This window comes from Leptospira montravelensis (assembly GCF_004770045.1).
Taxonomy (GTDB): Bacteria; Spirochaetota; Leptospiria; order Leptospirales; family Leptospiraceae; genus Leptospira_A; species Leptospira_A montravelensis.
This window is the reverse complement of the sequence record NZ_RQFO01000004.1, coordinates 647,356-671,149: the sequence shown is the minus strand read 5'-3', so window position 1 is coordinate 671,149 and position 23,794 is coordinate 647,356. Positions and strand designations below refer to the sequence as shown.

At 40.0% G+C, this 23,794-nt stretch carries 21 protein-coding genes and 2 tRNA genes; 12 read left to right on the top strand and 11 right to left on the bottom strand.

The window, feature by feature from the left end; translation table 11 throughout:
- Nucleotides 1–51: 51 nt before the first annotated feature.
- Nucleotides 52–726 carry a CDP-alcohol phosphatidyltransferase family protein gene (locus tag EHQ31_RS04080; RefSeq protein ID WP_135569805.1) on the bottom strand — a complete coding sequence of 225 codons (675 nt, stop codon included), beginning with the start codon at nucleotides 724–726 and terminating at the stop codon, nucleotides 52–54.
- A 103-nt stretch (nucleotides 727–829) separates the two neighbouring features.
- Here EHQ31_RS04080 and EHQ31_RS04075 point away from each other — a divergent pair.
- Nucleotides 830–906: transfer RNA gene (locus EHQ31_RS04075), tRNA-Asp, on the top strand.
- Between the two features lie 23 nt (nucleotides 907–929).
- Here the strand turns inward: EHQ31_RS04075 and fliG are convergent.
- Nucleotides 930–1,949, bottom strand: coding sequence for a flagellar motor switch protein FliG (gene fliG, locus EHQ31_RS04070; protein WP_100742779.1), 1,020 nt, complete (start codon nucleotides 1,947–1,949; stop codon nucleotides 930–932).
- A gap of 129 nt (nucleotides 1,950–2,078) precedes the next feature.
- Between fliG and EHQ31_RS04065 the strand changes: the two genes are divergently transcribed.
- A complete protein-coding gene (locus tag EHQ31_RS04065) occupies nucleotides 2,079–2,288 on the top strand; it encodes a hypothetical protein (RefSeq protein WP_015675889.1) in 210 nt (69 codons plus the stop codon).
- Nucleotides 2,289–2,310: 22 nt separating this feature from the next.
- Here EHQ31_RS04065 and EHQ31_RS04060 read toward each other — a convergent pair whose 3' ends face one another.
- Genes EHQ31_RS04060 through pdhA form a run of 3 tightly spaced genes read right to left on the bottom strand, consistent with a single transcriptional unit; the run spans nucleotide 2,311 to nucleotide 5,624 of the window.
- On the bottom strand, nucleotides 2,311–3,651 hold the full coding sequence (locus EHQ31_RS04060) for a pyruvate dehydrogenase complex dihydrolipoamide acetyltransferase (protein WP_135569803.1): 1,341 nt from the start codon (nucleotides 3,649–3,651) through the stop codon (nucleotides 2,311–2,313).
- Between the two features lie 11 nt (nucleotides 3,652–3,662).
- On the bottom strand, nucleotides 3,663–4,637 hold the full coding sequence (locus EHQ31_RS04055; RefSeq protein WP_135569801.1) for a pyruvate dehydrogenase complex E1 component subunit beta: 975 nt from the start codon (nucleotides 4,635–4,637) through the stop codon (nucleotides 3,663–3,665).
- Nucleotides 4,638–5,624: a pyruvate dehydrogenase (acetyl-transferring) E1 component subunit alpha gene (gene pdhA, locus EHQ31_RS04050; protein WP_135569799.1), complete on the bottom strand. Its 987-nt coding sequence runs from the start codon at nucleotides 5,622–5,624 to the stop codon at nucleotides 4,638–4,640.
- 105 nt (nucleotides 5,625–5,729) lie between these two features.
- Here pdhA and EHQ31_RS04045 point away from each other — a divergent pair, with 105 nt between their 5' ends.
- Nucleotides 5,730–7,013 carry a hypothetical protein gene (locus EHQ31_RS04045; RefSeq protein ID WP_135569797.1) on the top strand — a complete coding sequence of 428 codons (1,284 nt, stop codon included), beginning with the start codon at nucleotides 5,730–5,732 and terminating at the stop codon, nucleotides 7,011–7,013.
- 131 nt (nucleotides 7,014–7,144) lie between these two features.
- Here the strand turns inward: EHQ31_RS04045 and EHQ31_RS04040 are convergent, their stop codons facing one another.
- Nucleotides 7,145–7,393 (bottom strand): hypothetical protein, encoded by a 249-nt coding sequence (locus EHQ31_RS04040; protein WP_135570957.1) that lies wholly within the window; start codon nucleotides 7,391–7,393, stop codon nucleotides 7,145–7,147.
- A gap of 89 nt (nucleotides 7,394–7,482) precedes the next feature.
- Nucleotides 7,483–8,517: a class 1 fructose-bisphosphatase gene (gene fbp / locus EHQ31_RS04035; RefSeq protein WP_135569795.1), complete on the bottom strand. Its 1,035-nt coding sequence runs from the start codon at nucleotides 8,515–8,517 to the stop codon at nucleotides 7,483–7,485.
- A gap of 105 nt (nucleotides 8,518–8,622) precedes the next feature.
- Between fbp and EHQ31_RS04030 the strand changes: the two genes are divergently transcribed.
- The 6 genes from EHQ31_RS04030 (at nucleotide 8,623) to EHQ31_RS04005 (ending at nucleotide 14,999) form a co-directional block, all read left to right on the top strand.
- Nucleotides 8,623–9,447: a hypothetical protein gene (locus EHQ31_RS04030; RefSeq protein WP_167481628.1), complete on the top strand. Its 825-nt coding sequence runs from the start codon at nucleotides 8,623–8,625 to the stop codon at nucleotides 9,445–9,447.
- A gap of 87 nt (nucleotides 9,448–9,534) precedes the next feature.
- Nucleotides 9,535–9,753 carry a 30S ribosomal protein S21 gene (rpsU, locus tag EHQ31_RS04025; RefSeq protein WP_002973784.1) on the top strand — a complete coding sequence of 73 codons (219 nt, stop codon included), beginning with the start codon at nucleotides 9,535–9,537 and terminating at the stop codon, nucleotides 9,751–9,753.
- A gap of 19 nt (nucleotides 9,754–9,772) precedes the next feature.
- Nucleotides 9,773–10,228: a GatB/YqeY domain-containing protein gene (locus tag EHQ31_RS04020; RefSeq protein ID WP_135569793.1), complete on the top strand. Its 456-nt coding sequence runs from the start codon at nucleotides 9,773–9,775 to the stop codon at nucleotides 10,226–10,228.
- Between the two features lie 12 nt (nucleotides 10,229–10,240).
- A complete protein-coding gene (gene dnaG / locus EHQ31_RS04015; protein WP_135569791.1) occupies nucleotides 10,241–12,052 on the top strand; it encodes a DNA primase in 1,812 nt (603 codons plus the stop codon).
- A 17-nt stretch (nucleotides 12,053–12,069) separates the two neighbouring features.
- Nucleotides 12,070–13,842 (top strand): RNA polymerase sigma factor RpoD, encoded by a 1,773-nt coding sequence (gene rpoD, locus EHQ31_RS04010; protein WP_100718534.1) that lies wholly within the window; start codon nucleotides 12,070–12,072, stop codon nucleotides 13,840–13,842.
- A gap of 56 nt (nucleotides 13,843–13,898) precedes the next feature.
- The gene (locus EHQ31_RS04005) at nucleotides 13,899–14,999 is read left to right on the top strand and encodes an NADase-type glycan-binding domain-containing protein (RefSeq protein WP_244247258.1); all 1,101 of its coding nucleotides are present in this window, start codon (nucleotides 13,899–13,901) and stop codon (nucleotides 14,997–14,999) included.
- Nucleotides 15,000–15,046: 47 nt separating this feature from the next.
- Here EHQ31_RS04005 and EHQ31_RS04000 read toward each other — a convergent pair whose 3' ends face one another.
- Nucleotides 15,047–16,654 carry a glycerol-3-phosphate dehydrogenase/oxidase gene (locus EHQ31_RS04000; RefSeq protein ID WP_135569789.1) on the bottom strand — a complete coding sequence of 536 codons (1,608 nt, stop codon included), beginning with the start codon at nucleotides 16,652–16,654 and terminating at the stop codon, nucleotides 15,047–15,049.
- Nucleotides 16,655–16,751: 97 nt separating this feature from the next.
- Here EHQ31_RS04000 and tyrS point away from each other — a divergent pair, with 97 nt between their 5' ends.
- Together tyrS and EHQ31_RS03990 are read left to right on the top strand one after the other, a co-directional pair.
- Complete coding sequence (gene tyrS / locus EHQ31_RS03995; RefSeq protein WP_135569787.1) at nucleotides 16,752–17,978, top strand: tyrosine--tRNA ligase; 1,227 nt, start codon at nucleotides 16,752–16,754, stop codon at nucleotides 17,976–17,978.
- A 71-nt stretch (nucleotides 17,979–18,049) separates the two neighbouring features.
- Nucleotides 18,050–19,240 (top strand): polysaccharide deacetylase family protein, encoded by a 1,191-nt coding sequence (locus EHQ31_RS03990; protein ID WP_135569785.1) that lies wholly within the window; start codon nucleotides 18,050–18,052, stop codon nucleotides 19,238–19,240.
- A 149-nt stretch (nucleotides 19,241–19,389) separates the two neighbouring features.
- Here the strand turns inward: EHQ31_RS03990 and EHQ31_RS03985 are convergent, their stop codons facing one another.
- The 3 genes from EHQ31_RS03985 to EHQ31_RS03975 all read right to left on the bottom strand — a co-directional run bounded on the left by EHQ31_RS03985 (nucleotide 19,390) and on the right by EHQ31_RS03975 (nucleotide 23,404).
- On the bottom strand, nucleotides 19,390–22,653 hold the full coding sequence (locus EHQ31_RS03985) for an efflux RND transporter permease subunit (protein ID WP_135569783.1): 3,264 nt from the start codon (nucleotides 22,651–22,653) through the stop codon (nucleotides 19,390–19,392).
- A 24-nt stretch (nucleotides 22,654–22,677) separates the two neighbouring features.
- Entirely contained in the window at nucleotides 22,678–23,217 is a 540-nt protein-coding gene (gene def, locus EHQ31_RS03980) for a peptide deformylase (protein ID WP_135569781.1), read from the bottom strand.
- 114 nt (nucleotides 23,218–23,331) lie between these two features.
- Nucleotides 23,332–23,404: transfer RNA gene (locus tag EHQ31_RS03975), tRNA-Ala, on the bottom strand.
- A 75-nt stretch (nucleotides 23,405–23,479) separates the two neighbouring features.
- Here EHQ31_RS03975 and EHQ31_RS03970 point away from each other — a divergent pair.
- Complete coding sequence (locus EHQ31_RS03970; RefSeq protein ID WP_100742795.1) at nucleotides 23,480–23,791, top strand: hypothetical protein; 312 nt, start codon at nucleotides 23,480–23,482, stop codon at nucleotides 23,789–23,791.
- Nucleotides 23,792–23,794 lie beyond the last annotated feature (3 nt).

Here is a 23,794-nt window from a genome sequence, read left to right as displayed (position 1 = left end):
TGTTTTTGACTTAGAAAGTTTTGACAAATGAAATCATCAGTAGAAATCAAATTAGATTTTTTGATACTTCTTTGCTTGTTTTTTGTTTTCTGGATCTAATTCAATGGCTTCAGGATGAAACACAATATTCCAATACCGAACCACATAAGCGACTACACCAGCAGTGAGTACAAAAAGTAGAACATAAGCCGAGATCACTGGATGGAGTAAAAAATCATAAGGTGCACCAAACTGTAAAAAGTAAGGTAAAGACATATACCAAATCACTGATACGGCCACAATCCCCACACCAAATTTTCCCCACCAGTTAGGTCGTCCTTGTAATCCTCTTTTTAAATACAAATACCCACCAAGCCAAACTCCGAGGATCTCTCTGACAAAATAAGTCATTAGAATCCAACTAGGAAAATCAAAATGGATGGTAACAACAAAGAGACCACCTAGAGTAACAAGTTTATCGCAAACAGGATCTAAGTATCTACCCAGCGTGGTTTCTTGGTTTAGGAGACGAGCAAAGAGTCCATCTAGGTAATCGCTCACAACGGCAGCAAGGGCATAAAAAATGGAGGCAGAAAAGGCACGTAAGTTCGCCGGATCATGTGCATATGCATATGTACTTTGGAAAAAAAAGGGGAGTAACAACACCCGAAACACTGATAAAAAATTGGATAGAGTAAAGATACGATCCTGGAAAAGATCTTTGGCTTTTTTTTCTTCGATTTGCATAGAACCTATGCCAGATTTTAAAAATTCTAACGAAAGGCAAGAAAACAAATGAAAACTGAGTTGACTCTCGGAGTCGATTCTATACTTTGGTTTTTATTCCGATGGAGTTGTAGCTCAGTTGGTTAGAGTGCCTGCCTGTCACGCAGGATGTCGCGGGTTCGAGCCCCGTCAACTCCGCCATCGGTTTTTCCAAGTTTTTCCCTTCACTCAATATATTCTTCTTTTTCTTTCTTAAATAGAATCTGATTTTCTTCCTCTAAAACTCGCGCAACTTGAACAATTTTACTTCTAGCTTCGTTTATCTCTCGTAAGGTGACTCGCGGTTTCATATCCAAAGCATCTAAAATATCTTCCGATCTATTTTGACTCATATTGTTTAAGAATTTTTTCCTGATTTCATCCCCCGCACCACGGATAGCAAGGGAGATGGAAGTGTCATCAGCCAAACGATTGATGAGGATTCGCATTTCTTTGTTATCCAAAGAAAGGATATCTTCAAAGGTATAGAGTTTTTCACGTACTTGGTCGGCTACATCGGGAGAAGATTCTTCTAGTTCCGAAAGAATCGTTTCTTCGGCCCCTTTTTCCATAAAGTTCAAAATGTTCGCAAGGACGTGAGCACCGCCTGCTTCGGAGTATTCCTGTTTGTCCCTTTCTTCGTATCGTTTTTTGAGAATGCGAGCAATGTTTTGGATCACATCGGGATGGGTTTTGGATGTGGTGGCGAGTCTTACGGCAATTTTGGCTTGTTCTGGTTTCGGGAAAAGTTTCAAAACATCAGCAGCCTTTTTGGGATCCAAATGCGATAAGGTCACTGCAATGATTTGTGGGGATTCGGTTCCAAGCATTCCCTGTAAAACTCCCGGTTCGACTTGGTTTAAAAATTCAAAATCGTTTTTAGTTTCTTCTTTATGGATTTTTTTTAGGATCACATTGGCTTTTTCTGCGCCTACTGTATGTTCCAAAAGGGACTTGGCTGTGGAGAGCCCACCAGATGTGGTTTCGTTTAAATCTTCAATGGTATTATGAAATTCTTTTAAAATGACTTCTCGTTCTTCTTTCGAGATGGAGCGGATTTTGGACATTTCCAAAATCACAGCTTCGAGCATGGAGTCGTCTAGGTGTTTTAGAACATCGGCAGCTCTTTCTTTGCCAAGGGATAAAAGGAGTAGGGCGGCTTTCCTTACGCCAGGAGTGGCGGATGTACTATTCTCAGGCTTCATGTGACATAATTCTCCCGGTTTCATGATACTGTCAAAAAAAACTTACCTAATGAGACAAAATTTTCTAAAGGTCTCATAAAATCGTACGATACCCTTTGTAAGTTATAAAGATAAGGAACAGAAAACCAGATGGACAAAGCACACAAATTTAAAAACACACTCGAAAGATACATCCACTACCGAGGAATTGATATCGTTCTTCACCTCAAAGACGGCAAAAGCATTGAACTCGATAAAAATCGCCAAATGATGGACGATGTCGTGATCGGGAACTTAGCAACTGGTGTGGTTCGTATCCCCATCGCCGACATCCAAAGCGCTGATTTTTTCGCAGCTTAATCCATTCACATCATCTTTAGAGTTAGACTACACCTGCCATAAGGCTTGGTTGTTCGAGTAAACTCTTTAAGGTTCTTAAGAATTCGGCCCCGACGGCACCATCGATCACTCGGTGGTCGCAGGAAAGGGTAAGTGATAAAACCCGGCCAGCTACCACGGCTCCGTTTTCCACAACTGGTTTGTCTTCCACAGAACCAACTGCCAGGATTCCACTTTCTGGTTCATTGATAATCGCAGTGAACCGGCTGATTCCATACATTCCTAAATTGGAAATGGTAAAGGTTCCGCCTGAGAATTCTTCCGGTTTTAATTTTCTCTCGCGGGCTCTTTTGGCAAGTTCCTTCACTTCTTTTGAAATTTCTAATATGGATTTTTTATCCGCATTTCGGATAACAGGCGTTAATAGCCCACCGTCGAGAGAAACAGCAATCCCCACATCCACCCGTCCAAATTGCAAAATGGAATCCCCTTGGAAACTGGCATTGACTTTGGGATGAAATCTAAGAGCAGCTGCTGTCGCTTTTACGACAATGTCGTTTAGGCTGACTTTCACTTGGAGTTCCGGATCTAAATGTTTTTGAAATTCCAAAAGTTCCGTGCGAAAGGATTCCATTGCCTTTGCATTAACATCCACATTCAAATAGAAGTGGGGGAGATTTTGTTTGGATTCGGTAAGTCGTTTGGCAATGGTTTTACGCATTCCATTCAAAGTGACCACCTCGTCCGAACGACTAACCGCTACACCAGTCGACCGAGAGTTTCCACTTCCTTGGCTTAAAGTATCTAGAACATCTTTTTTAGTGATCCTACCATCTGGACCTGTTCCCATCACTGTATGCAAATCAACGCCGTGTTCAATGGCAATCGATTTGGCCAGTGGAGAGGCAAGGACTCGTAATCCTCCTCGGTTTGCTTCGGTAAACTCGGCAACTGGCGTAACCGTGGTGTTAACCGAGTTTATCGAAGTTTGTTTTGTTTCGGTTTCTTTGGAAGATGATACATTAGGAGTAGATGCCGCAACAGAAGGTTTGGTCGTTTGGGTTTCTTTTGCTTGTGTTGTTTCCACCTTTGTTTGGTTTGGTGTTGGGTTCGGAAGATCCGCTAGCAGAGAAGTTACATCTTCCCCAGGTTTACCAATCACTGCGAGTGCCTGTCCTACTTTTAATTTTGCCCCTTCGGTATGTAGGATTTTTAAAAGTACTCCCGATTCAAAGGCTTCCATTTCCATCACTGCTTTGTCTGTTTCCACTTCAGCGATGATGTCTCCAGGAGAGACCGAATCCCCTTCCTTTTTTAACCATTTTACAATGGTTCCTTCTTCCATTGTAGGGGAAAGTTGTGTCATTTCTTGAATTTTTGCCATTGGTTGTTCTCCTACTGTAACATCTCGCGGATGGTATCGGCAACTCTTGTTGCGTTTGGCAAACTCAATCTTTCTAAGTTGGCAGCGTAAGACATAGGAACATCCATTTGTGTGACTCGTTCCACCGGATGGTCCAAATAAGAGAAGGCATTTTTTTGGATGAGGTAAGCAATTTGAGCACCAAATCCAGCCACAGGCCATCCTTCTTCCACAACCACAGCCCTGTTTGTTTTTTTTACCGATTCGTAAATGAGGTTTTCATCTAACGGGCGTAAACTGCGGAGATCCACAATTTCCACAGAGATTCCTTCTTTTTCGAGAATGCCTGCGGCTTCTTCGGCAAACCCAAGGGCCCTTGACCAAGTCACTAATGTAATGTCAGTGCCTTTTCTTTTGATTTCACCAAGACCTAAGGGAATGGTGAATTCCTGTTCGGGGACTTCCCCTTTGGATCCGTATAACACTTCTGATTCGATAAAGATCGTTGGATTATTATCTCTAATGGAAGATTTGAGTAGGCCATACGCATCTTTTGGTGTGGCAGGACAAACCACTTTGAGGCCTGGACAATGGGCATACCATGATTCGAAGGCTTGGGAGTGTTGGGCACCAAGTCTTCCTCCCGCACCACCGGCACCGCGAAAGACAATCGGCATGGGGAACTGGCCCCCACTCATATAATTCATTTTTGCGGCTGAGTTGATGATTTGGTCAATAGCCACAAGGGAAAAGTTCCAAGTCATAAATTCAATGATGGGACGTAGACCCACCATCGCAGAACCCACTCCAATCCCAGCAAATCCATTTTCAGAAATGGGAGTGTCGATCACTCTTTCTTCTCCAAATTTATCAAGCATTCCTTGGGATACTTTATAAGCACCTTGGTAATGTCCCACTTCTTCTCCCATTAAATAGATGGATAGATCTTTTTCCATTTCTTCCACCATGGCTCGGTTTAATGCTTCTCTGTAAGTTAGAATGGCCATTTATTTATCCTCCGCATACACATACTTGTGTAATTGAGAAAGTGGTGGTTCTGGTGAGGTTTCTGCATATTGATAAGCTTCATCGATTTGGGATTGGATTTCCAAATCCATTTTGTCTAATTCCTCTGTTTTTATTCCACCTAACTCTAGTTCATGTCTCGCACGCATGAGTGGGTCTTTCTTTTTATAAGCTTCTAATTCTTCTTTGGTTCTATACTTGGCAGGATCGGACATGGAATGGCCACGAAACCGGTAAGTAGAAACTTCGATGAGAGTAGGGCCTTCTCCGCGGCGTGCTCGTTCTACCGCTACTTGAACATGGTCTTTTACTTTTCTGACTTCATCTCCTTCGATATGGTCACGAGCCATATCATAAGCATAAGCTCTCACAGAAACATCTTTGACAGCTAGAGCTCGGTATTCGGGAGTTCCCATCGCATAATGGTTGTTCTCGCAGATAAATACTACTGGAAGTTTCCAAATGGCAGCAAGGTTTAAACCCTCATGAAAGGAACCGATATTGGCAGCACCTTCTCCAAAAAAACAAATCGTGACAGAATCTTCTTTTTTATATTTAGATGCAAAAGCAATGCCTGCCGCAAGAGAGATATGACCTCCTACAATTCCGTGACCACCCATAAAGTGTGCGTTACGGTCAAAAAAGTGCATCGAACCGCCGTTACCTTTTGAAATTCCAGTGCCTTTGCCAAATAACTCTGCCATAAGTGGCTTTGGATTTAAGCCTCTTGCCAAAGCATGGCCGTGGTCTCTATAGGTGGAAACTATGTAGTCTTTCGGTGTGAGGGCAGCAATGGAACCAACACCCACTGCCTCTTGACCGATATACAAATGTAAAAACCCGCCAATCTTTCCTACACTATAGGCCTTGGCTGCAGCTTCCTCAAACTTTCGTATAAGTACCATTTGTCTGTAGAACTCTTTCAACTCGCTCACTGATTGTGAGTCTTTTGGGATAGAAAAAACCAAAGAGAACCTCCAAAACGACTAAAAAACTACACTATTTAGACGCAGAAGGAAAGCAAAAATCTTGCTCTCAGAAGGATCGTAAAAGACAGTTTCCTTAGGACCTTTATGAAAATTACGAATGCTGGAATCGAATTCTTAGAATTCAATGAATTTAAAAATTTTGCTGTTGATTATGATTTGTTAGGTTCTGTATCTCTCAGCGAACCTGTTGTAGATAAAAATGGTAGTATCCTAATCAAAGAAAAGGTTGCCATCAAGGAAAATATTTTAAAGAAACTAGAAGGTATGGAAGGCAACTACATTCCTTCCTTTAAACTTGCCATGTCCAAGGATTTGATGCGAATGCTTCGAATGGTTCTATCCAAAGCAATCCTCAGTCGAATTGAAGACAGATCCAATGAGTTCATTTATCATTTGTACGAACAAAATGCGGAACGAATGGCAAGTCTCAAAGGAATCATTCAAAACGCCTTTTATTCTAAATCTTTGGCTTTATCTTTTTTTCGTATATTACTGAGTCATAAAGAATTTTTTAACCATCTTGCCGATTTTGGTCTTTTAAGTTTAGGTTCTGTTATCCAAAAACAATATGGTTTTAAAATGGTGAACAGGTTCAGTTTCCTTGCAGGCCTTTGTGCCGATATCTCTGTATCCAAAGAAGGATTGTACAAACAAAGTTTTTTTGGTCCTTCTTTGACTTCTGCATTGAACCTTTCCTTGGAAATTGCCAGAAAACTCAACCTACCAGAGGAAGTGATTAGTGCGATTAACAATCATGGTTCGAATGGATTTGAAATTCCAGGAGTGGTTCCTGCAACAGTGAATGTAGAAGATTTACGGAAACACCAGTTGAACCAAGATCTTTTGACTGGGAGCGGGATGGAAGATGATGCGAGTGATGATGAGGAAGAAGCAGGTGAATATGCTGATGAAACAGCCGCTGTTACCTTGGATGCTGTCAAAATTGCTCGTTATATCATGGAGAATTTAAAGGTTTCCACTGAGAAAGAACATGTCTCGGAAAAACTCCTTGTGATGTTTACTTATAATGCAGAGAAGGGACTTTTCCGAAAAGACTTGGCCGATCCTATGACTAGTCGGTTCAAAGAATTTGACCAAGCCATCAAACGCATTCGAACAATTGCTGAAATCGAAAACAAATGTAAATTCCAGACTTCTGCTTGGGCTTATCCTAAACCAAAAGCTGCACAAATTCTATGCCGTGACAAAAATTACCAATGCCCTTGGATTGTAAATGGTTGGGATCTAAGAATCATTTCTCCACAAGATCCATTTGGACATATCGGAACTTCACTTGATGTGGGGACCTATCCAAAATGTGCTTTAGAAGAAGAGCTACACGCCAAAATCAAATATACGGATAGTTAAGAGTAAGACTCTAACTTTGTTTGTTTTTCTGGGTGTGTGGAAAATTTAAATATAAAAGTGGATTGAAACAAAGGATCAAAAACAAAAAAACCAACCGAATTTTCGGTTGGTTTTTTTCACAGAAAAAAGGATTAGAAACCAGCTGGTTTTTTCATGTCTTTTGTTGCGTCTTTGATGGCGCCAGTTGCTGCTTTTTTAGCTTCTGCTTCTGCAGTTTTTACTGCTGCATCCACTTTTTTCTCTACTTCAGTAGTTACTTTTTTTGCTGCATCTTCAACAGTTTCCATTTTTTCTTCAACCACTGGCTCTTCTTTTTTGCAGAAAGCAAGTCCAGAAGCCATAGTCACACCAAGAATTAAAACGAGTAGTTTTTTATTCATTGAAAGTTTTCTCCTAAAATCTTTTAATTCTGCCAAAACTAATAGATTGAGATTTCCTTTGAAAGAAATTTCTTTATTTGTTTCGAAAATTATAACTTAGGAACAAATGTAAGAAATTCTTCTACTTCCTTTTTGCTTCCAATAATGAGCGTTGTTCTTTCATGGAGTTCTTTCGGACTCAGATCAAGTATTCTTTCTCCTTTCACAGTAACTGCTATTCCACCTGCTTGTTCTGCAATAAAGGCCATTGGTGCCGCTTCATACAATAAACGTAGTTTTCCGTTAGGGTATTTAGAAGATTTCGTATCGTTTGGATAAAGGAAAATTCCTCCTTTGAGAAGGTTCCTATGGAAATCGGCCACCAGTGATCCAATATAACGTGCTGTTTTTGGTTTTTTTCCACCGTCAATCGATTTGATTTTTTGCAGGTAAGTTTGCACTTCTGGTGACCAGTAGGATGCATTTCCTTCATTGGCGGAATAAATATCCCCTGACTCAGGCATTTGCATATTGGGATGAGAAAGTAAAAATTCACCCACACTCGGGTCTAGGGTAAATCCCGATACACCTGTTCCTGTAGAAAGCACAAGCATTGTGGAAGATCCATAGATGATATAACCAGCACAACGTTGTAAATGGCCTTTTTGTAATAAATCTTTTTCGGTTCCTGGTTCTTTGGAATTGGGTTCTAGTCTTTGGTGGATAGAAAAAATGGTACCAATCGATACATTGGTATCTATGTTTGATGATCCGTCTAGAGGATCGATGGCCATCGTGTACTTTCCGATATTGTAACCACCGGGAATGGGAATGATGTGTTCGTGTTCTTCACTGGCAAGGACACAAAGGTGGCCACAAATTTTTAGGGACTGGTTGAAGGCATTGTCTGCATACTGGTCCAGTTTCATTTGGGTTTCGCCTTGGACATTGGTATCGTCCGTGGCACCAAGGATATCATCCAAAAGTCCGGCTTTTCTGACCTCGCGACCTACAATTTTGGCAGCATATACGAGGTGGCTGAGTAGGGCTGTAAATTCTCCAGAAGCATGAGGGATTTTGAGTTGCTCTTCTAGAATGAATTGCGATAGAGAGATAAGTTTTTTTTGTTTCGGTGTTGCGTTCACAGGTTCCCCGAGTAGTTTTTACTCCATTTTGGGGGCATAACGCCAGGGGCAATCCTTTCTCCTTTTGATTGGTCCTGACCGCACCGATACTAAACCTAGATTCCGATGATAGATCCAACACATGTAAGCCCTTCCCCCTCGATGCAGATGACCGATTACCATTCCCGTAGGCTTGGCATCAGTTTTGCCAGTGTCGGTGCCCATTTAGGATGGGTGTATCTTGCCACAGAGATTGTTTATGAATTTGGGCGAACCGAAAAAGAGGATTGGCTCAGAGGCCTTGTGTCCTCCCAATTTCCTGATTTAGTTCGGAATTTGGAACCTATGGATACCAAAACTCTCGGAACGTTTTCAGAAAGGGAACGAGATTTTAAAATCAATATCATGCGCCTTCCTGAGGGAGAGGTTCCTGTTTTTGTTTTGGTGGTGCAGGAAGTCGAACCAGAACTTTCCGAACGCAATTGGGAAGACTTATCCAACCAAGTCCTTACGTTTTGTGCCACAGGAATTTCTTTGCGAGAAAAGAACATTCTCGATTTTCAAACCATCACAGAACCCATTCGTAAAAAAATGGAACTAGCTTTTTTGAGGGAAATCCAATCTGGTGTCATCGCTTTTTTTCACCTCCAAGACCTTTCCCCCTTTTTTAAACCACTCGGTGTGGTCAAAAGCCAAGAAATCCTGAGAGAAGTGACAGCCACCCTTCATAAAGAAACGAAAGATAACGAATTCAATTTCCAATTGAACCCACGATCCTATTTCCTATTTTGTCCGGGAGAAACATTAGATGGGGCCAATCAGAGGTTTGGTTCTCTTTATTTTCCTTCCAAACATTTGATTTTGGATTACAAACTAAAGATTTTTCCGATTGATCGCGACATTTTAGCCGATCCAAGCCGATTTTCTGCCATTTTTATCGAAAATTTCTGATTTGTTTTTCGGCTGAATTGACAAATCAGGGCGGTTTCCGATACCGTCAAAACTAGACCATTTTTACAAAAGGACAGTTGTTTGTCTATGACCCCACAAGTAGGGATTTATTTAAAAGAAGGGGAATCCATTGAAGCGGCGCTTCGTAGATTCAAAAGAGATTGTGCGAATGCTGGCATTATGAGCGAAATCAAACGTAGAGAATACTTTGAAAAGCCTAGCGTTGTGAAAAAGAAAGCTGTGGAAGCAGCCAAACGCAAACGAGACAAAAAGAAAAGACTATTCGCTAAAAAAGATAAACTTTAATCTTTAAGTCGGTTTTCCAATGAACCTGCAAGAGACGATCAATACCGATCTAAAGACGGCGTTAAAGGCCAAGGATGAAACCGTCCTAGGTACTTTGCGTCTCTTGAAAGCGGAAATTCAATATGAATTAACCAAAACTGGTGCTTCCGAATTAACGGATACTGCGGTAATGCAGATTCTTAAATCTAATTTCAAACGTAGAAAGGACACGGCTGTCGAATATGACAAAGCCAATCGTCCTGATTTATCAAGTAAAGAAATTCAGGAAGCAGAAGTCATCTCTCGTTATATTCCAAAAGAAGTCTCCGAAGAAGAAATCTCAATCGCTGTCAACGAAGCCATTGTAGAATTGAATGTGAGCGGAGCCCAGGATATGGGGAAGGTGATGGGTAAAGTAATGGCAAAATTTAAAGGACAAAATATAGACGGCTCCAAGGTATCCTCCCTCGTTAAACAAGCACTTAGCGCCCGTTAATACCGTTATACTGTGAATCCTTACCAAAGTTTTAAAGAAAGAGTTCGCAGAGAAGTCTCCATTGATTCTTATATCAATCGGTTTGTTCCTTTACGTCGTATGGGAAGAAACCTCGTTGGAATTTGTCCTTTCCATAATGAAAAAACACCATCCTTCAATGTAAATGCCGAAGGTGGCTTTTACCATTGTTTTGGCTGTAAGGCATCTGGAGATTTGTTTCGGTTTGTGATGGACTACCAAAAGGTGGACTTTCTCAAATCTTTAGAAATCCTTTCTGACTACTCGGGAATTCCTCTTGTGGAAAGAACCAAAGAAGAGGAAGAGTCGGAACGAAAAAAAGAGGCCCTCTATCAGGTTTCACAAAAAGCATTAGAATACTTTCAAAGAAATTTAAATACCAGTGCAGGTGAAGTGGCTCTCAAGTATTTAGAATCACGCGGATTGTATACAGAAGATATAAAAGTTTTTAAAATTGGATTTGGACTTCCAGGGTTTGGAAATTTACGGACTGAACTTTTTAAAACTGAAGCCGAAGTCAAACTTGGCGAACAGTTAGGTCTTCTCAAACGACAGGATCAAAACAAAGATCCTTATGATTTTTTTCGAAGTAGAATCATGTTTCCAGTGATTGATACGAGAGGAAGAGTCATTGCTTTTTCCGGAAGGATTCTTGGTGAATCAGAAGAAGCCAAATACATCAATAGCCCGAACTCACTCATTTACGACAAAAGTCGTACGTTTTATAATTTAAATTTGAGCCAAGACAGCATTCGAAAAACAAGAGAAGCAGTCATCGTGGAAGGTGTGTTTGACGCCATTGGACTTTTCCGGAAAGGAATTGAGTTTGTCGTAGCACCGCTCGGAACAGGATTTACAGAAGGCCATGTTCGGATTTTAAAAAACATGGCGGACAAAGTGTACTTAATGATGGACTCGGATAAAGCAGGAACCAAAGGTGCTTTCCGTGCTGTGAATCTCCTTTCGAAAGAAGGTGTTTCCGTAAAAGTCTGTCATATCCCGGAAGGAAAAGATCCTTTTGATTATTCCCTCCATCATAACAAACAGGAAATTCGTGAATTATTGGAATCGGCAGCACCAGCCTCCCAATTTATGATCCGAGAGATCCTTGCCGGAGCCGGTCCCACCTCATTGGCGGAAGAAAAACAGGCAGGTGTCAAAAAACTTTTTGAATTCCTAAAACCAATGGAAAAAGAAACGGACAAACAGGTCTACTTAGAAGAGGGGGCTCGCCAACTCGGACTTTCTTTTTCTTCGCTTTTTCAGGATTTTCGTGGCAAACCGGGTGTAACTTCGACCCCCTCCGTGGTCGATACTAAAAAAGAACGGACTGCAGCTAAACCGGGAAAACTAGCACCTATTTTGGTTTGTGAACGTAAGATGATCGCAATGCTCATTCAGAATTTGGAACTGTTCAGTTTCGCTGATGATTTGTTGGGTTTAGAGTTTCGAGATGAAGTATCCGCTTTTCTTTGGGACTATTTATATACGAAGTATTTGCAGAATGAGAACCTAACAGCTGCAGAAATTCTTTCGAGGGAAGAGATTCCTTCGGAATACCTGGGAATGATCGCCGAACATTTTACGGCCGATGAATCGACGTCACCAGGATTATTTAAAGGGATGTTTCTTTACCATGCGGATTTGTTGGATGACGCAAGGATGGAAGAACTTGTCAAAGAGATGGCCAAACCTGACTTAACGATTGAAGAAAAGAACAATCTTTTGTCAGAACTTTCACTTTTAAAAAGTGAAAAAAATAAGAGATCCGTGTATCTCCGAACGATCCAAACGTTAGAAGTATAAAGAAGGATAGAGGTAGAATGGAAAATCTAGCAAGCCTACCAGAAGTACAAAAGATCATCTCGATCGGAAAAGCAAATCGAGAGGTATCTTATGATGAAATCAATGAAATACTTCCGGATAAAATTTTAAATTCCGAAAAGATTGATGATGTCTTTACTTTGTTACACGAGATGGGGATTGAAATTGTAGAAGAGTATTCTAAAAAATCCTTAGAAGAATCGAGTTCACTCACTACGACAAAAGAAGAAACAACGAAAGAAACAAAAGAAAAACCTGCACGTAAAAAAAGAGAGTCCAGTGTTTCTTCCAGTTCTGAAGATCCCATTCGCCTTTATTTAAAAGAAATTGGTAAAGTTTCTCTGATTTCTGGAGAAACAGAAGTGTTTCTTGCGAAACGAATTGAGAAAGGTGAAAAAATCATTGAAGAAACGATTCTTAGTTCTTCGATCCTTCGTCAAAACTTTGCAAAACTCATTCCGAAAATTAAGTCCAAAAAAATCAAAGTTTATGACTTAGTAAAAGTGGACAAAATGTACGCACTCAACCAAGAGCAAGCGGACAAATTAGAAAAAGTATTTTTTGAAAACATGGAACTCATCCAACAGGATGAAAAAGTTTTAAACGAATCCACAAACCGCATTCGTAAATATTCAGAAAATTCTAAGAAGTTCAAAGAACTTAAAGAAAAAATCGATATGTCTACGGGCAAAATCGATGAAGCCATTCGTAAAATTGGAGTTTCTCAAAAAGAAATCCAAAAGATCTCTCAAAAGATCAAATCAATGGTATTTCGTGTTAAGGAAATTGAAAAACATTTCCTTAAAATTAAAGCCAAATACGGACATGATGTTCGCGAAATCAAAGCCCTCAACCGTTTCATCGAAAAAAATGAAAACTTAGATGAAATCGAAAAGATGATGGGTTGTGATATTGATGAAGTCAGAGAAGTCATCAAAGACATTCGCAACAACGAAAGAAAACTCCGTCGTATGGAACAGGAAGCGGGTTCTCCAGTTGGAGAAATCAAAGATTGGGGTGAAAAAATCATCAAAGGGGAAAGGGAAATTGCACAAGCCAAAAGAGAACTTGTGCGAGCAAACCTTCGTTTGGTGGTTTCTATTGCAAAACGTTATGCCAACCGTGGAATGCATTTCTTTGATCTCATCCAAGAAGGGAACATCGGTCTCATTCGTGCCGTAGATAAGTTCGAATACAAAAAAGGTTATAAATTTTCTACTTACGCCACTTGGTGGATCAGACAAGCCATCACTCGTGCCATCTCTGACCAAGCAAGAACCATTCGTGTTCCCGTTCATATGATTGAGCAAGTAAACAAAGTGATTCGGGAAACACGTCTTTTTGTCCAAGAGTTTGGTCGTGATCCATCCAATGATGAAATTGCCGAACGACTTGGCTGGCCAGTGCAGAAAGTAAAAGCCGTGAAAAACGTGGCTCGGGAACCTATTTCACTAGAGATCCCAGTGGGTTCGGAAGAAGATTCGGAACTCGGAGATTTTATCGAAGACAAAGAAGTCATTTCTCCTTTAAATTCCGCGGCTTCCTCTATCTTGTCGGAACAAATCCGTCAGGTTTTACAAACACTTCCTGCTCGGGAACAGAAAGTCATTCGGATGCGATTTGGTTTGGATGATGGGTATGCTCAAACACTGGAAGAGGTGGGTTATCAGTTTAAGGTCACTCGGGAGAGGATTCGTCAGATCGAAGCAAAAGCACTTCGTAGACTTCGCCACCCAAGTCGTTCCAAAAAACTCAAGGACTATATCGATTAAGAGAAATTGTTTTTCGCTTGATCGAAGTTTCATTCAGATTCATGGTTTGAAAGTCCATGAGTCTGAACCACTCCATTTATTTTTCTAACATTCCTTTCCTAAGAATTTTCTTTAGAATCATTTCTCCATTAATATTAATTTTAGTTTTCCTTGTCCAATGTAAAGGATCAGAAAAACAATTGGATTACCTTAGGACACAAAGTGTAGGACAGGTTAGTCCGGAAGAACCTTGGAAATACAGTCCCGAATTCGCATTAGATACCAAAACAACCTCCGCTTTTTGTGCGAATGCAAAAGAGGTAGATTCTGGGTTTACACTCTATTTACAATCTTATTCGCAGTTCTCCGCCTTACAGATACTCAATGGATTTCACAGATCTGCGGTTGACTTAAAATCAAATGATGCTGTTAGAAAACTTCGAATCACAACTTTCGATATGGAAACGGAAGATTTAAAGTCCAAACTAAAAATCAAATCAACAATGGATTTGGAACTGAACAAACCCAAATTTGGAAAATCGGGGTTTCAAGTTTTGGATTTGGATTCCACGTTTCAGGGAAATGTGATTCGTGTGGAAATTTTAGAAACCTATGGTTTGGGTTCTACCGGACGCGTTTGTATTTCAGAACTACAATTTGGAGAAATAAAGAAAGATAGTTTTGTAGCCTATCCTTGGGTCTCTTTTGACAAAATCAAAAGAACGATTGAACAATTTGGGAAAGCGGAAAGGCATTATGCAGGTTTTCGGCAGCTAGTATTGGCTAATGAAAAAGGGACCATATTATTTTATGACCAAGGAACCATCCTTCCGGTTTTTTTTAAAGCAGACCAAACTTTTAGTTTTTCAGAAATGTATGGAGAAGGAGATCCCTTGGGATTTTTACCTTCTATTGTGGGAACTTATACCATCCTCCAGTCTTCCGAAGAAGGATTGGAACTCAATTTAAGTTATTACGATGGAGGAGGGATTGAAAGAAATATTTCCTGGATTTTCAAACGCGCCGAAGTTGGTGATGAAGATTATGAGAATTTTAAAACCAAATTGGGGACTCGGTTTTCTGAAGTGTTTAATCCTAAAACTCATTACCTTCTTGTTTTAAAAGAAAAGGAATCAGGAAGAACTTTTTATCATTATGAACTTCCAAAACCTAAATAGATTGAATGCATTATTCCATCCAATCTATTTTTCTCGCAATTTTTCTGTTATGCGATTGTTTTCTTTAAATCTTTGATATGACCAAGTAGTTCATTTAAAGAAGATTTTTTCTCTGTTTCTTTCCAACCCAGTTCTTTTGCGAGGGCATTGGCCACAGGTACTGCGAGAGATTCTGCAAGTTTTAAGTCCAAAAACACAAGACGCCATCTTCTGGATAGAACATCGGTAACAGAGAGTGCAAATTCCTTTTTTACAAAATGTTTGATTTCTTCTACAAAATAACCCGTGCCTTTTTTGATTTCTTTAGGTTGTTTTCCAAGGATAAACGATACTTCGCCGCCGTATGCATCCACCAAACGAACTGCTGTTTCATAAGAGAGATCATACAAGGTTTGGATTTTTGCGACTAAGTGTTTGGAATATCCTTCCGCACCTGGGAAAGCAAAACTAGCTGTAACACAATTCATTTTAGGTGGAAGTTTACCGACAGAAATCAGTTTGTCTGTTAGGTCTTCTGCCATCTTTCGAAAGGTAGACCATTTACCGCCAGACATCGTAACAAGGCCAGAGTCAGAAACAAGAATGGCCTCTTCACGAGAAATTGATTTTGTATCTTTTTTATCTCCGGTAGAAATCAGGGGACGTAGACCTGAGAATACAGATTCAATATCATCTTTTGTTAACTTGGTATCTAAATAATCATTACCGGTTTTTAATAAAAATTCTACTTCCGATTGGAGCGGAAGAGGTTCTTCCTCAATTTTTTGAATGGGGGTGTCTGTGGTTCCCAAAAGAACTTTTCCTTCCCAAGGGATGACAAATACCACTCGCCCGTCTGCGGTTTTTGGAATGATCATGGCCGTACGACATGGTAACTTTGTTTTATCAAAAACGAGATGGATTCCTTGGCTAGGTGCTAGGACATTGCCTGCATTTGGATCATCTAATTTGCGAAGGGAATCAATCCAAACCCCTGTAGTATTGGCAACCACCTTGGCTTTGATATTCAATTTCTTTTTTGTGATTAGGTCTTTGGCTGTCACACCAATGATTTTCCCGTTTGCATCTTTTAAAAAGGATGTTACTTCTATTCTCGATAATACATCCGCTCCATTTTCTTTAGCTGCTCTTACCGTTGTGACGTTGAGTCTTGAGTCATTGAACTGAGCATCGTAGTAAGAAATTCCTCCTTTGAGATTGTCTTTTTTTAAGGAGGCAAAATAATCCAATGCAGTAGCTTTTGAAATTCTTTCATGTCCAGGAACTACTGATCTTCCTGCAAGAATGTCATACATGGTAAGTCCAATGGAATAAAACGGTTTTTCCCACCAAACATAGGTTGGTAATACAAATTGCAGTGGTTTTACAAGGTGAGGTGCGTTGAAAAGAAGGCGTTTTCTTTCGGAAAGAGCCTCGTAAATTAGTTTGAAATGGAACTGGGCCAAGTAACGAACTCCGCCGTGAATGAGTTTTGTCGAACGGGAACTCGTTCCTGCTGAAAAATCTTGTTTTTCCAGGAGCGCTACCTTGTAGCCGCGTAAGCTTGCATCAAGTGCGGTACCAGATCCAGTGGCTCCACCGCCAAGAACTAAGACATCGTAGTCCGTTGTTTCTAATTGTTTTAGTGTTTGTTTTCTTTCATCTAAATGATTCATAAGGGTTTTTACGTACTTTGGTGGTTGCCTATAGAGATTATACGGTTAGTATTGTCAAAAGTCACCATTTCGACCATCGAAAATTTTTGCATTTGTTATGAAAACTGAAAGAGAATTAAACCAAGAATTAGACATCATTCGCCGAGGAACTGTAGAGATCATTAGCGAGGCGGAACTTTTAGAAAAAATCAAATCCAAACCCTCCCTTACTATAAAAGCGGGTTTTGATCCTACCGCTCCCGATTTACATTTTGGCCATTTTGTTTTACTAAAGAAACTCAAACACTTTCAAGACTTGGGTCATGAAGTTTGTTTTATGCTCGGTGATTTTACTGCCATGATTGGTGACCCAACGGGAAAATCGGAAACAAGAAAACGGCTTTCTAAGGAAGAGGTTTTGGAAAATTCGAAAACCTACCAAAACCAAGTTTTTAAAATTTTAGATCCAAATAAAACCAAAATCCTATATAACTCCCATTGGTGCTCGGAAATGAAATTCGAGGATGTTTTGGTTTTAACATCGAAATACACTGTCTCTCGTATGTTAGAAAGGGATGACTTCACCAAACGGCATAAAGCTGGAACTCCCATTTCTATGATTGAGTTTTTATACCCACTGGTACAAGGTTATGATTCGGTTGCGATGAAAGCCGATGTAGAACTTGGAGGAACCGATCAAAAGTTTAATATGTTAGTTGGTCGCGACTTACAGAGAGAATACGGACAAAAACCTCAATCTGTCATTACCTTGCCATTACTCGTGGGGCTCGATGGTGTGAAAAAAATGTCCAAGTCACTAGGGAACTATGTTGGTGTGACCGAGAAACCAATCGATATGTATGGAAAGATCATGTCGATCTCGGATGATCTGATGTGGAATTATTTTGAATTATTGACTGACCTTCCCATCTCTGAAATGGAAAAACGAAAGGAAGGAATTCGTTCCAAAGCGCTCCATCCAAAAGAAGTTAAAACAGAGCTTGCTCTTCTTGTGATGGACCAACTCCATCCAGAAGAAGAAAATAGAAAGGCGGTGGAAGAGTGGACTGCCATTCATAATACAAAAAACAGAGCCCTTCCAGATGAGATTCCGACAGAAACTCTAGATTCCAGTTATTTTTCTGAAAAACCTCCTCTTCTAGTATATGTTCTTTCCCAATTAAAATTCATTCCCAGTGTTTCAGAAGGGCGTAGGCTCATCCAAGCTGGTGGTCTGTATTTGGATGAGGAAAAAATCACTGACCAAGGCCTCACTTTGGAGCCAGGAAAGGAATACCTCATCCGCCAAGGGAAGAAAGGAAAATTTTTAAAGATAAAGACGTAAGGAATCTAGGCCTGTTTTAGAACGACAGGTCAAAATCCGATATTAGAAAATAAGGAAAACCAAATACCCGCATGTCCCTCGATCCGACAAACGAAGAAAAGGAAATTCAAGATATTGTTCATGAACTTTCCCAGGACATCGAAAAGGATAGGTTGTTTGCCAAAAAACTTCGTAAATTTGCACTTATTTCCGCACTTTCTTTTGTTGGGATCACGGTGCTTGTTCTTTGTGGGTATTTACTTTATTTAAGTCTTAGTGTTACCAAACTCGAAACTGAAGTAAAAGAAAAAGAAAAGAATTTAAGAGAACTGGAACAGTCTCTTTTTTCTTTAATGTACCAAGAACAACTTCGTGAAGAATATGCATTGGCTGGTGATTCTGAACCTGATACAGAACTTGCCAAACAAGTAGAAGAGAACATTCAGTTTTTAAAAGAAGTCAGTCAAAACTCAAAAGGTCGAAACATCCTTCGTGGAAATGAATCGCAAAAAGAAATAGCACTTACTTTTGATTTAGCAACTGGAGAGGAACTTCCTGTTTTATACAATTATATCAAAGAACATAAAATCAAAGTAACTCTCTTTCTTTCTAACGAAAGACCTTCTGATATCAATGGTTCTTTTTTTATCCGCAATAATTTAGATTATATTAAAAAAATGGCAAAAACAGGCTCTGTGGAATTTGGAAACCATACTTGGTCCCATTTCAATTACCAAAGGTCTGTCACTGAAACTTCACTCAAAAAAAGAATGGTTTTGGAATATCTTTCTAAATCGGTTTTGGACCTTCCCAGGATGGCAGAAGAATTAAAACGAGTGGAAGATACCTTTCACTCGCTCACCAAACAAGAATTAAAGAAATATTACCGTCTTCCTTATGGAGCACTCAGTCAGTTGATTTTAGATGCGCATGCTAGTCTTGGTTATACGGATCATATTATGTGGTCAAATAACTCAAAAGGTTCTCTTGATTTACCGGATTATATCAGCAAACAGTTCCTTTATAAGAAAACTTCAAAAGGCAAAAAGGAAGTGGTGAGGAATCCACATTATAAAACAGGAGAGGAAACCTTAACTTTTTTGGACAACTGGGAAAAGGCAGATGCGAACGGAATGAACGGTGCTATCATCCTTATGCATTTGGGTGGACCAAGAAAGTTTGATAAATTGATTTATATCCTTCCTACCTTCATTGAGCGAATGAAGGAAAAAGGATATAAGTTTGTAACCCTTTCAGAAGTTTTGAATGATAAAAAAGATTGAATTTTAAATTCAAACGTTTGTATCTTTCTAAAAAAGTCATTTAGCCGCTAAATTCTTTCGTTTCCAAAATAGATTCTTTTCAGACTAGACTTTCTGGTTTACAGTGCCCTGGTTCAAATTGGTTACCGTAAGCCAGTGAATCCATTAGCTTAAACGAATCCTTTTTTTCTGGATTGTCTTGATTGGAATTTTGCTATAGCCCAATCCTTAAACATATAAAGGTTAAGGTAGAATACTGGCACCATAATGAGTGTGATAAAGGTAGCAAAAGCAAGTCCCCATCCAAATGCCAAAGCCATAGGAACAAGGAAAGGATCCTTTCCACCAATTCCGTAAGCTGTAGGAAGAAGGCCAAGTACAGTTGTCACTGTTGTGAGCATAACGGCTCTTAGTCGAATACTGCCTGCTTCTACTAACAACTCAAATGTAGATTTTGATGGATCTTCGATTCGTAATTGATTGGCACAATCCACAAGTACAATGGAGTCGTTAACGACCACCCCCGCAAGTCCTATGATTCCAAGAAACGCTAGAAAAGAAAATGGTTGTCCGTGGATTAAAAAAGCAAATATCACTCCAATGACTGCAAAGGGAATGGCACTCATTACAATTAAAGGTTGAGCTAGGGAACGGAAAAGGGAAGCAAGGATCATATAAATGATAAGAAGTCCGACAAGAAATGCCCGTCCCAGGGAAGCCATCGATTCTTCTGTATCTTTGTTTTCTCCAGAAAACCGGACCGAATACCCAGGGTATTTGGCGATAATTCCTTCGGTTAGTTTTTTTGCTTCTATATTGACTTGCCTTGAGGTAGAAACTGTTTCGTCGATATTCGAAGTTACCGTTAACAATCGTTTGCCGTCTAGGTGATTGATAGAGGCACGCCCAGGATTTCTATCATAACTAGTGAGTCTGGAAACAGGAATTAAATTTCCTGTTAGGTTGTTGACATACACTTTGTTTAGGTGGGTAAGAGAGGACCTGTATTCCTCGGGAAAACGAACCCGGACATCTACTTCTTCATCAGCACGTTTGATTTTTGTGGATACTGTGCCTTGTAATGCTGTATTGATTGCAAGGGAAACCGATTGGACACTTACTCCTGCAAAAGAGGCAAGAGATTCATCTACAGAAACTCTAATTTCATCCTTTCCTTCATTAAAATCATCTCCGATATCGGTGACACCATTGATTTTCGCAAGGGCTGCTTTGAATTCTGAACCTATTTTAAGTAAGGTGGCAAAATCATCTCCTTTGATTTCAATGGCTACAGGTTTTCCCACGGGTGGACCACCTGCCAGTTTTTCGAACTCTAAATTTACGAGTTTTCCTTTTAAGGGAAGAAATTCTTTGGGAACCTCTGACTTAGGGATGGGGTTTTCATCATTTTTGCTAACATTCTCTTTGGCTAATTTTTCTTCTAAAAGTTGGAGTGCTTTTTCATTTAACATGAATTTGGTGTTTTGCCGTACCACTTCGATGATTTTTTCTGTGGATCTTTCTCTATTATCATCGGGAGTTAAATACACCATTACTTGAGCGTAATTTTTTCCTCGTTTGGTAAAAGGATCATTGGGATCCTTTTGGATGATCCCCACTCTTGAGATAAAGTTTTCCACTTCTCCTTCGGGAAGTTTACCCACAGCATCTTCAATGACACGAATGAACCTGTCCGTTTCTTCTAATTTTAGTCCAGTTTCTGCTGTGACGCGGACTTGAAAGGTTTCGATCGCACCAGGGAAAAGTTTGAATTTTCCAAACTTGATTTGGATGGCGAGTGAGAACACAAATAAACCCATAAGAAGCCCCACCATCTTCCAACGGTTTTTAAGGGCAAAACTCAGGAGTGGTAGATAGGTTCTTTCTTTAAACTTTACAAACCAATGAGATTCTTCTTTGACTTCACCCTTCATATCACTGGCTTTACTCACATCATATAAGTGAGAAGGTAACATAAAAAAAGCTTCGAAAAGGGAACTACATAAAGATAAAATTACAACAAGAGGAATGGAATGGATGAACTTTCCAAAAATCCCAGTCATAAATAACATAGGTCCAAAAGCAGCAATGGTTGTCGTGACAGTGGCAGTAACAGGAGCAAGCACTTCACTTGTTCCACGCATGGCTGCTTCAAATGGTTCTTCCCCCATTTCTAAATGGCGGTAAACGTTTTCACAAATGATGATGGCATCATCTACCAAAATTCCCACGACAATGATAAGCCCCATCATAGAGATTAAGTTTAAAGTTAATCCCATGTAGTTCATGGCAACAAAGGTCATCGCAATAGAGATAGGAATTCCAAGTGCTGTCATTAGGGCCATTCTCCATCCAAGAAAGACAAATAGAGAAGCCGTCACAAGGATGAGTCCAGAGACAGCATTGGAAGTTAATACCCCAAGTCTTCTTCGAATGTATTTGGAGAGGTCATTGACAAAGGCATGTTTGACAGTTCCGCCTGTGGATTTAATGAACTCTTCTACCACTTTTTTGGAATCGTCTACCACAGTAATGGCATCTGCTTTTTCTCTTTTAATGACAGTCAGTGCAATGGCAATGTCGCCATTGGACTTATCTAAATATTCAGAGTCTTCAAATCCTTCCATAACACGGGCTACATCGCGAATTCGGACAGAACGTCCAGCATCATTGGAACGAACAAATACATTCTCAATTTCTTCTGCGGTATCAAATTCACCCACAGTGCGAACAATGATTTCCCTTGTTCTTTCGTTAATATTTCCCCCTGGAAAATTAATGTTTCGTAAACGGAGGGCATTGATGACTTGTGTGGACGAGAGCGAGAGGGCTCTTAGTTTATCTGGATCTAAGTCCACTTTCATTTCTCGTTCTCGCCAACCTCGTTTGGTAATCCTTGCAACGGACGGCAGGTCCTTTAGTTTTTCCTCTAAAATTTTTGCTTGGTCGCGTAGTTCTTTTCCATTTAACAGAGGTTTACCGTCTTTCAAAGCAGATGACAAATGAATTTCAATTACGGGTTGTCTTGCGGTTGTGATTTCTGTGACGATAGGGTCATCCACATCTTCTGGTAAATCTTGGATTCGATCAATGGCTGATTTTAAATCATCTACAACTTTTTGAGTATTTTTCGTATTCGGATCAATGGTGATGATGATACCAGATCTGTTTTCCAAAGAAGCAGATCGGAATTCTTTGATTCCATCCACTTCTTTAATCGCATCTTCCAATGGTTTTGTGACCAATTTTTCTACATCGGCGGGTGCGGCTCCTGGATAAACTGTTGTGACACTAACAATATCAAAGTTGATATTGGGAAATGCTTCGCGGTTCATCGTGGCAGCAGTAAATCCACCAACAAGTAAAATGAGAAAAGTAAGAAGATTTACGAATAAACTCTTCGAAAGAAAATACTGAACGATGGATGTGCCCATAAAACTCCTTGTGGAGAAAACTAATTAGTCTAACAATTTACCCGCAGTATCAATGTCTTCGTTATAACCGAATAACTTTGTACTTTTGAGACGATCTACATAAAGAACTCCGAATAAGTGATCGCACTCATGTTGCAAAACAATTGCTCGGTAACCTTCAATAATTTCTTCATGTTCTTCGAAATTCTCATCTCGCCATTTCATTCGAATTTTATCCGGCCTTTCCACAAACCCACGCATTCCAGGAACCGATAAACAACCTTCCCAAAAACCTTCCCCTGGAGGATTCAGTGGGGTGATCTCCGGATTTAAAATGATTTGGTTCGGAACTTCTGGAGTTCCTGGGTATCTTCCGTTGTCATCGTCCTGTCCCACAACCACTAGTTTTTTTAAAACACCTATTTGTGGTGCTGCTAAACCAACGCCATCTGCATGACGCATGGTTTCAAACATATCGCGAATCAGTTTTTTGAATTCCTTGGTTTGGATTTCGGTTTCAGTTACGTCTTCGCTTGTTTGACGGAGTAAGGGATTGCCAATCTTGAGGATTTTTCTAACAGCCATAATCTAATATGGAATAGATTGAAAAAGGTCACTGATTGATCAAGTGATCTCCAATCAAAATGAAAAAGAATTTGACAGGGGAGGCTTTGAACTGTGAAATTCCGGGAGGGATTTTGGAGACGAGGGGAATCGAACCCCCGACCTTTTGAATGCCATTCAAACGCTCTCCCAACTGAGCTACGTCCCCTTGTGCTAATCCAAGGTGAGTGATCGCGTTTGCTTGTCAACAGAATCCTAAAATGGCTAAGGAACCAGAGATGTTATGGGACAAGATACGGTAGAGGAACTAAATAAAAAATTGAAAATCCAATCGGATATTATCAAAGGCTATGAAAAAGTTCTTAGACTCAATGAACAAGAATTAGCCAATGCCGATGAAATTATTCGTATGTACGAACAGATCATTGATTATTCGCGTATGGAACTACGGGAAGCAAAGGAAACTGTGCAAGCAAGTTCAATGGTATCTAATCTTAGTCGAGACGAGCTGATGTCGGCCTTCGACAAAATCAAATCTTTGGAAGATGCTAATCGTAAACTAAGAGAAGAATCACTCAAATTTAACAAAGACTAAACC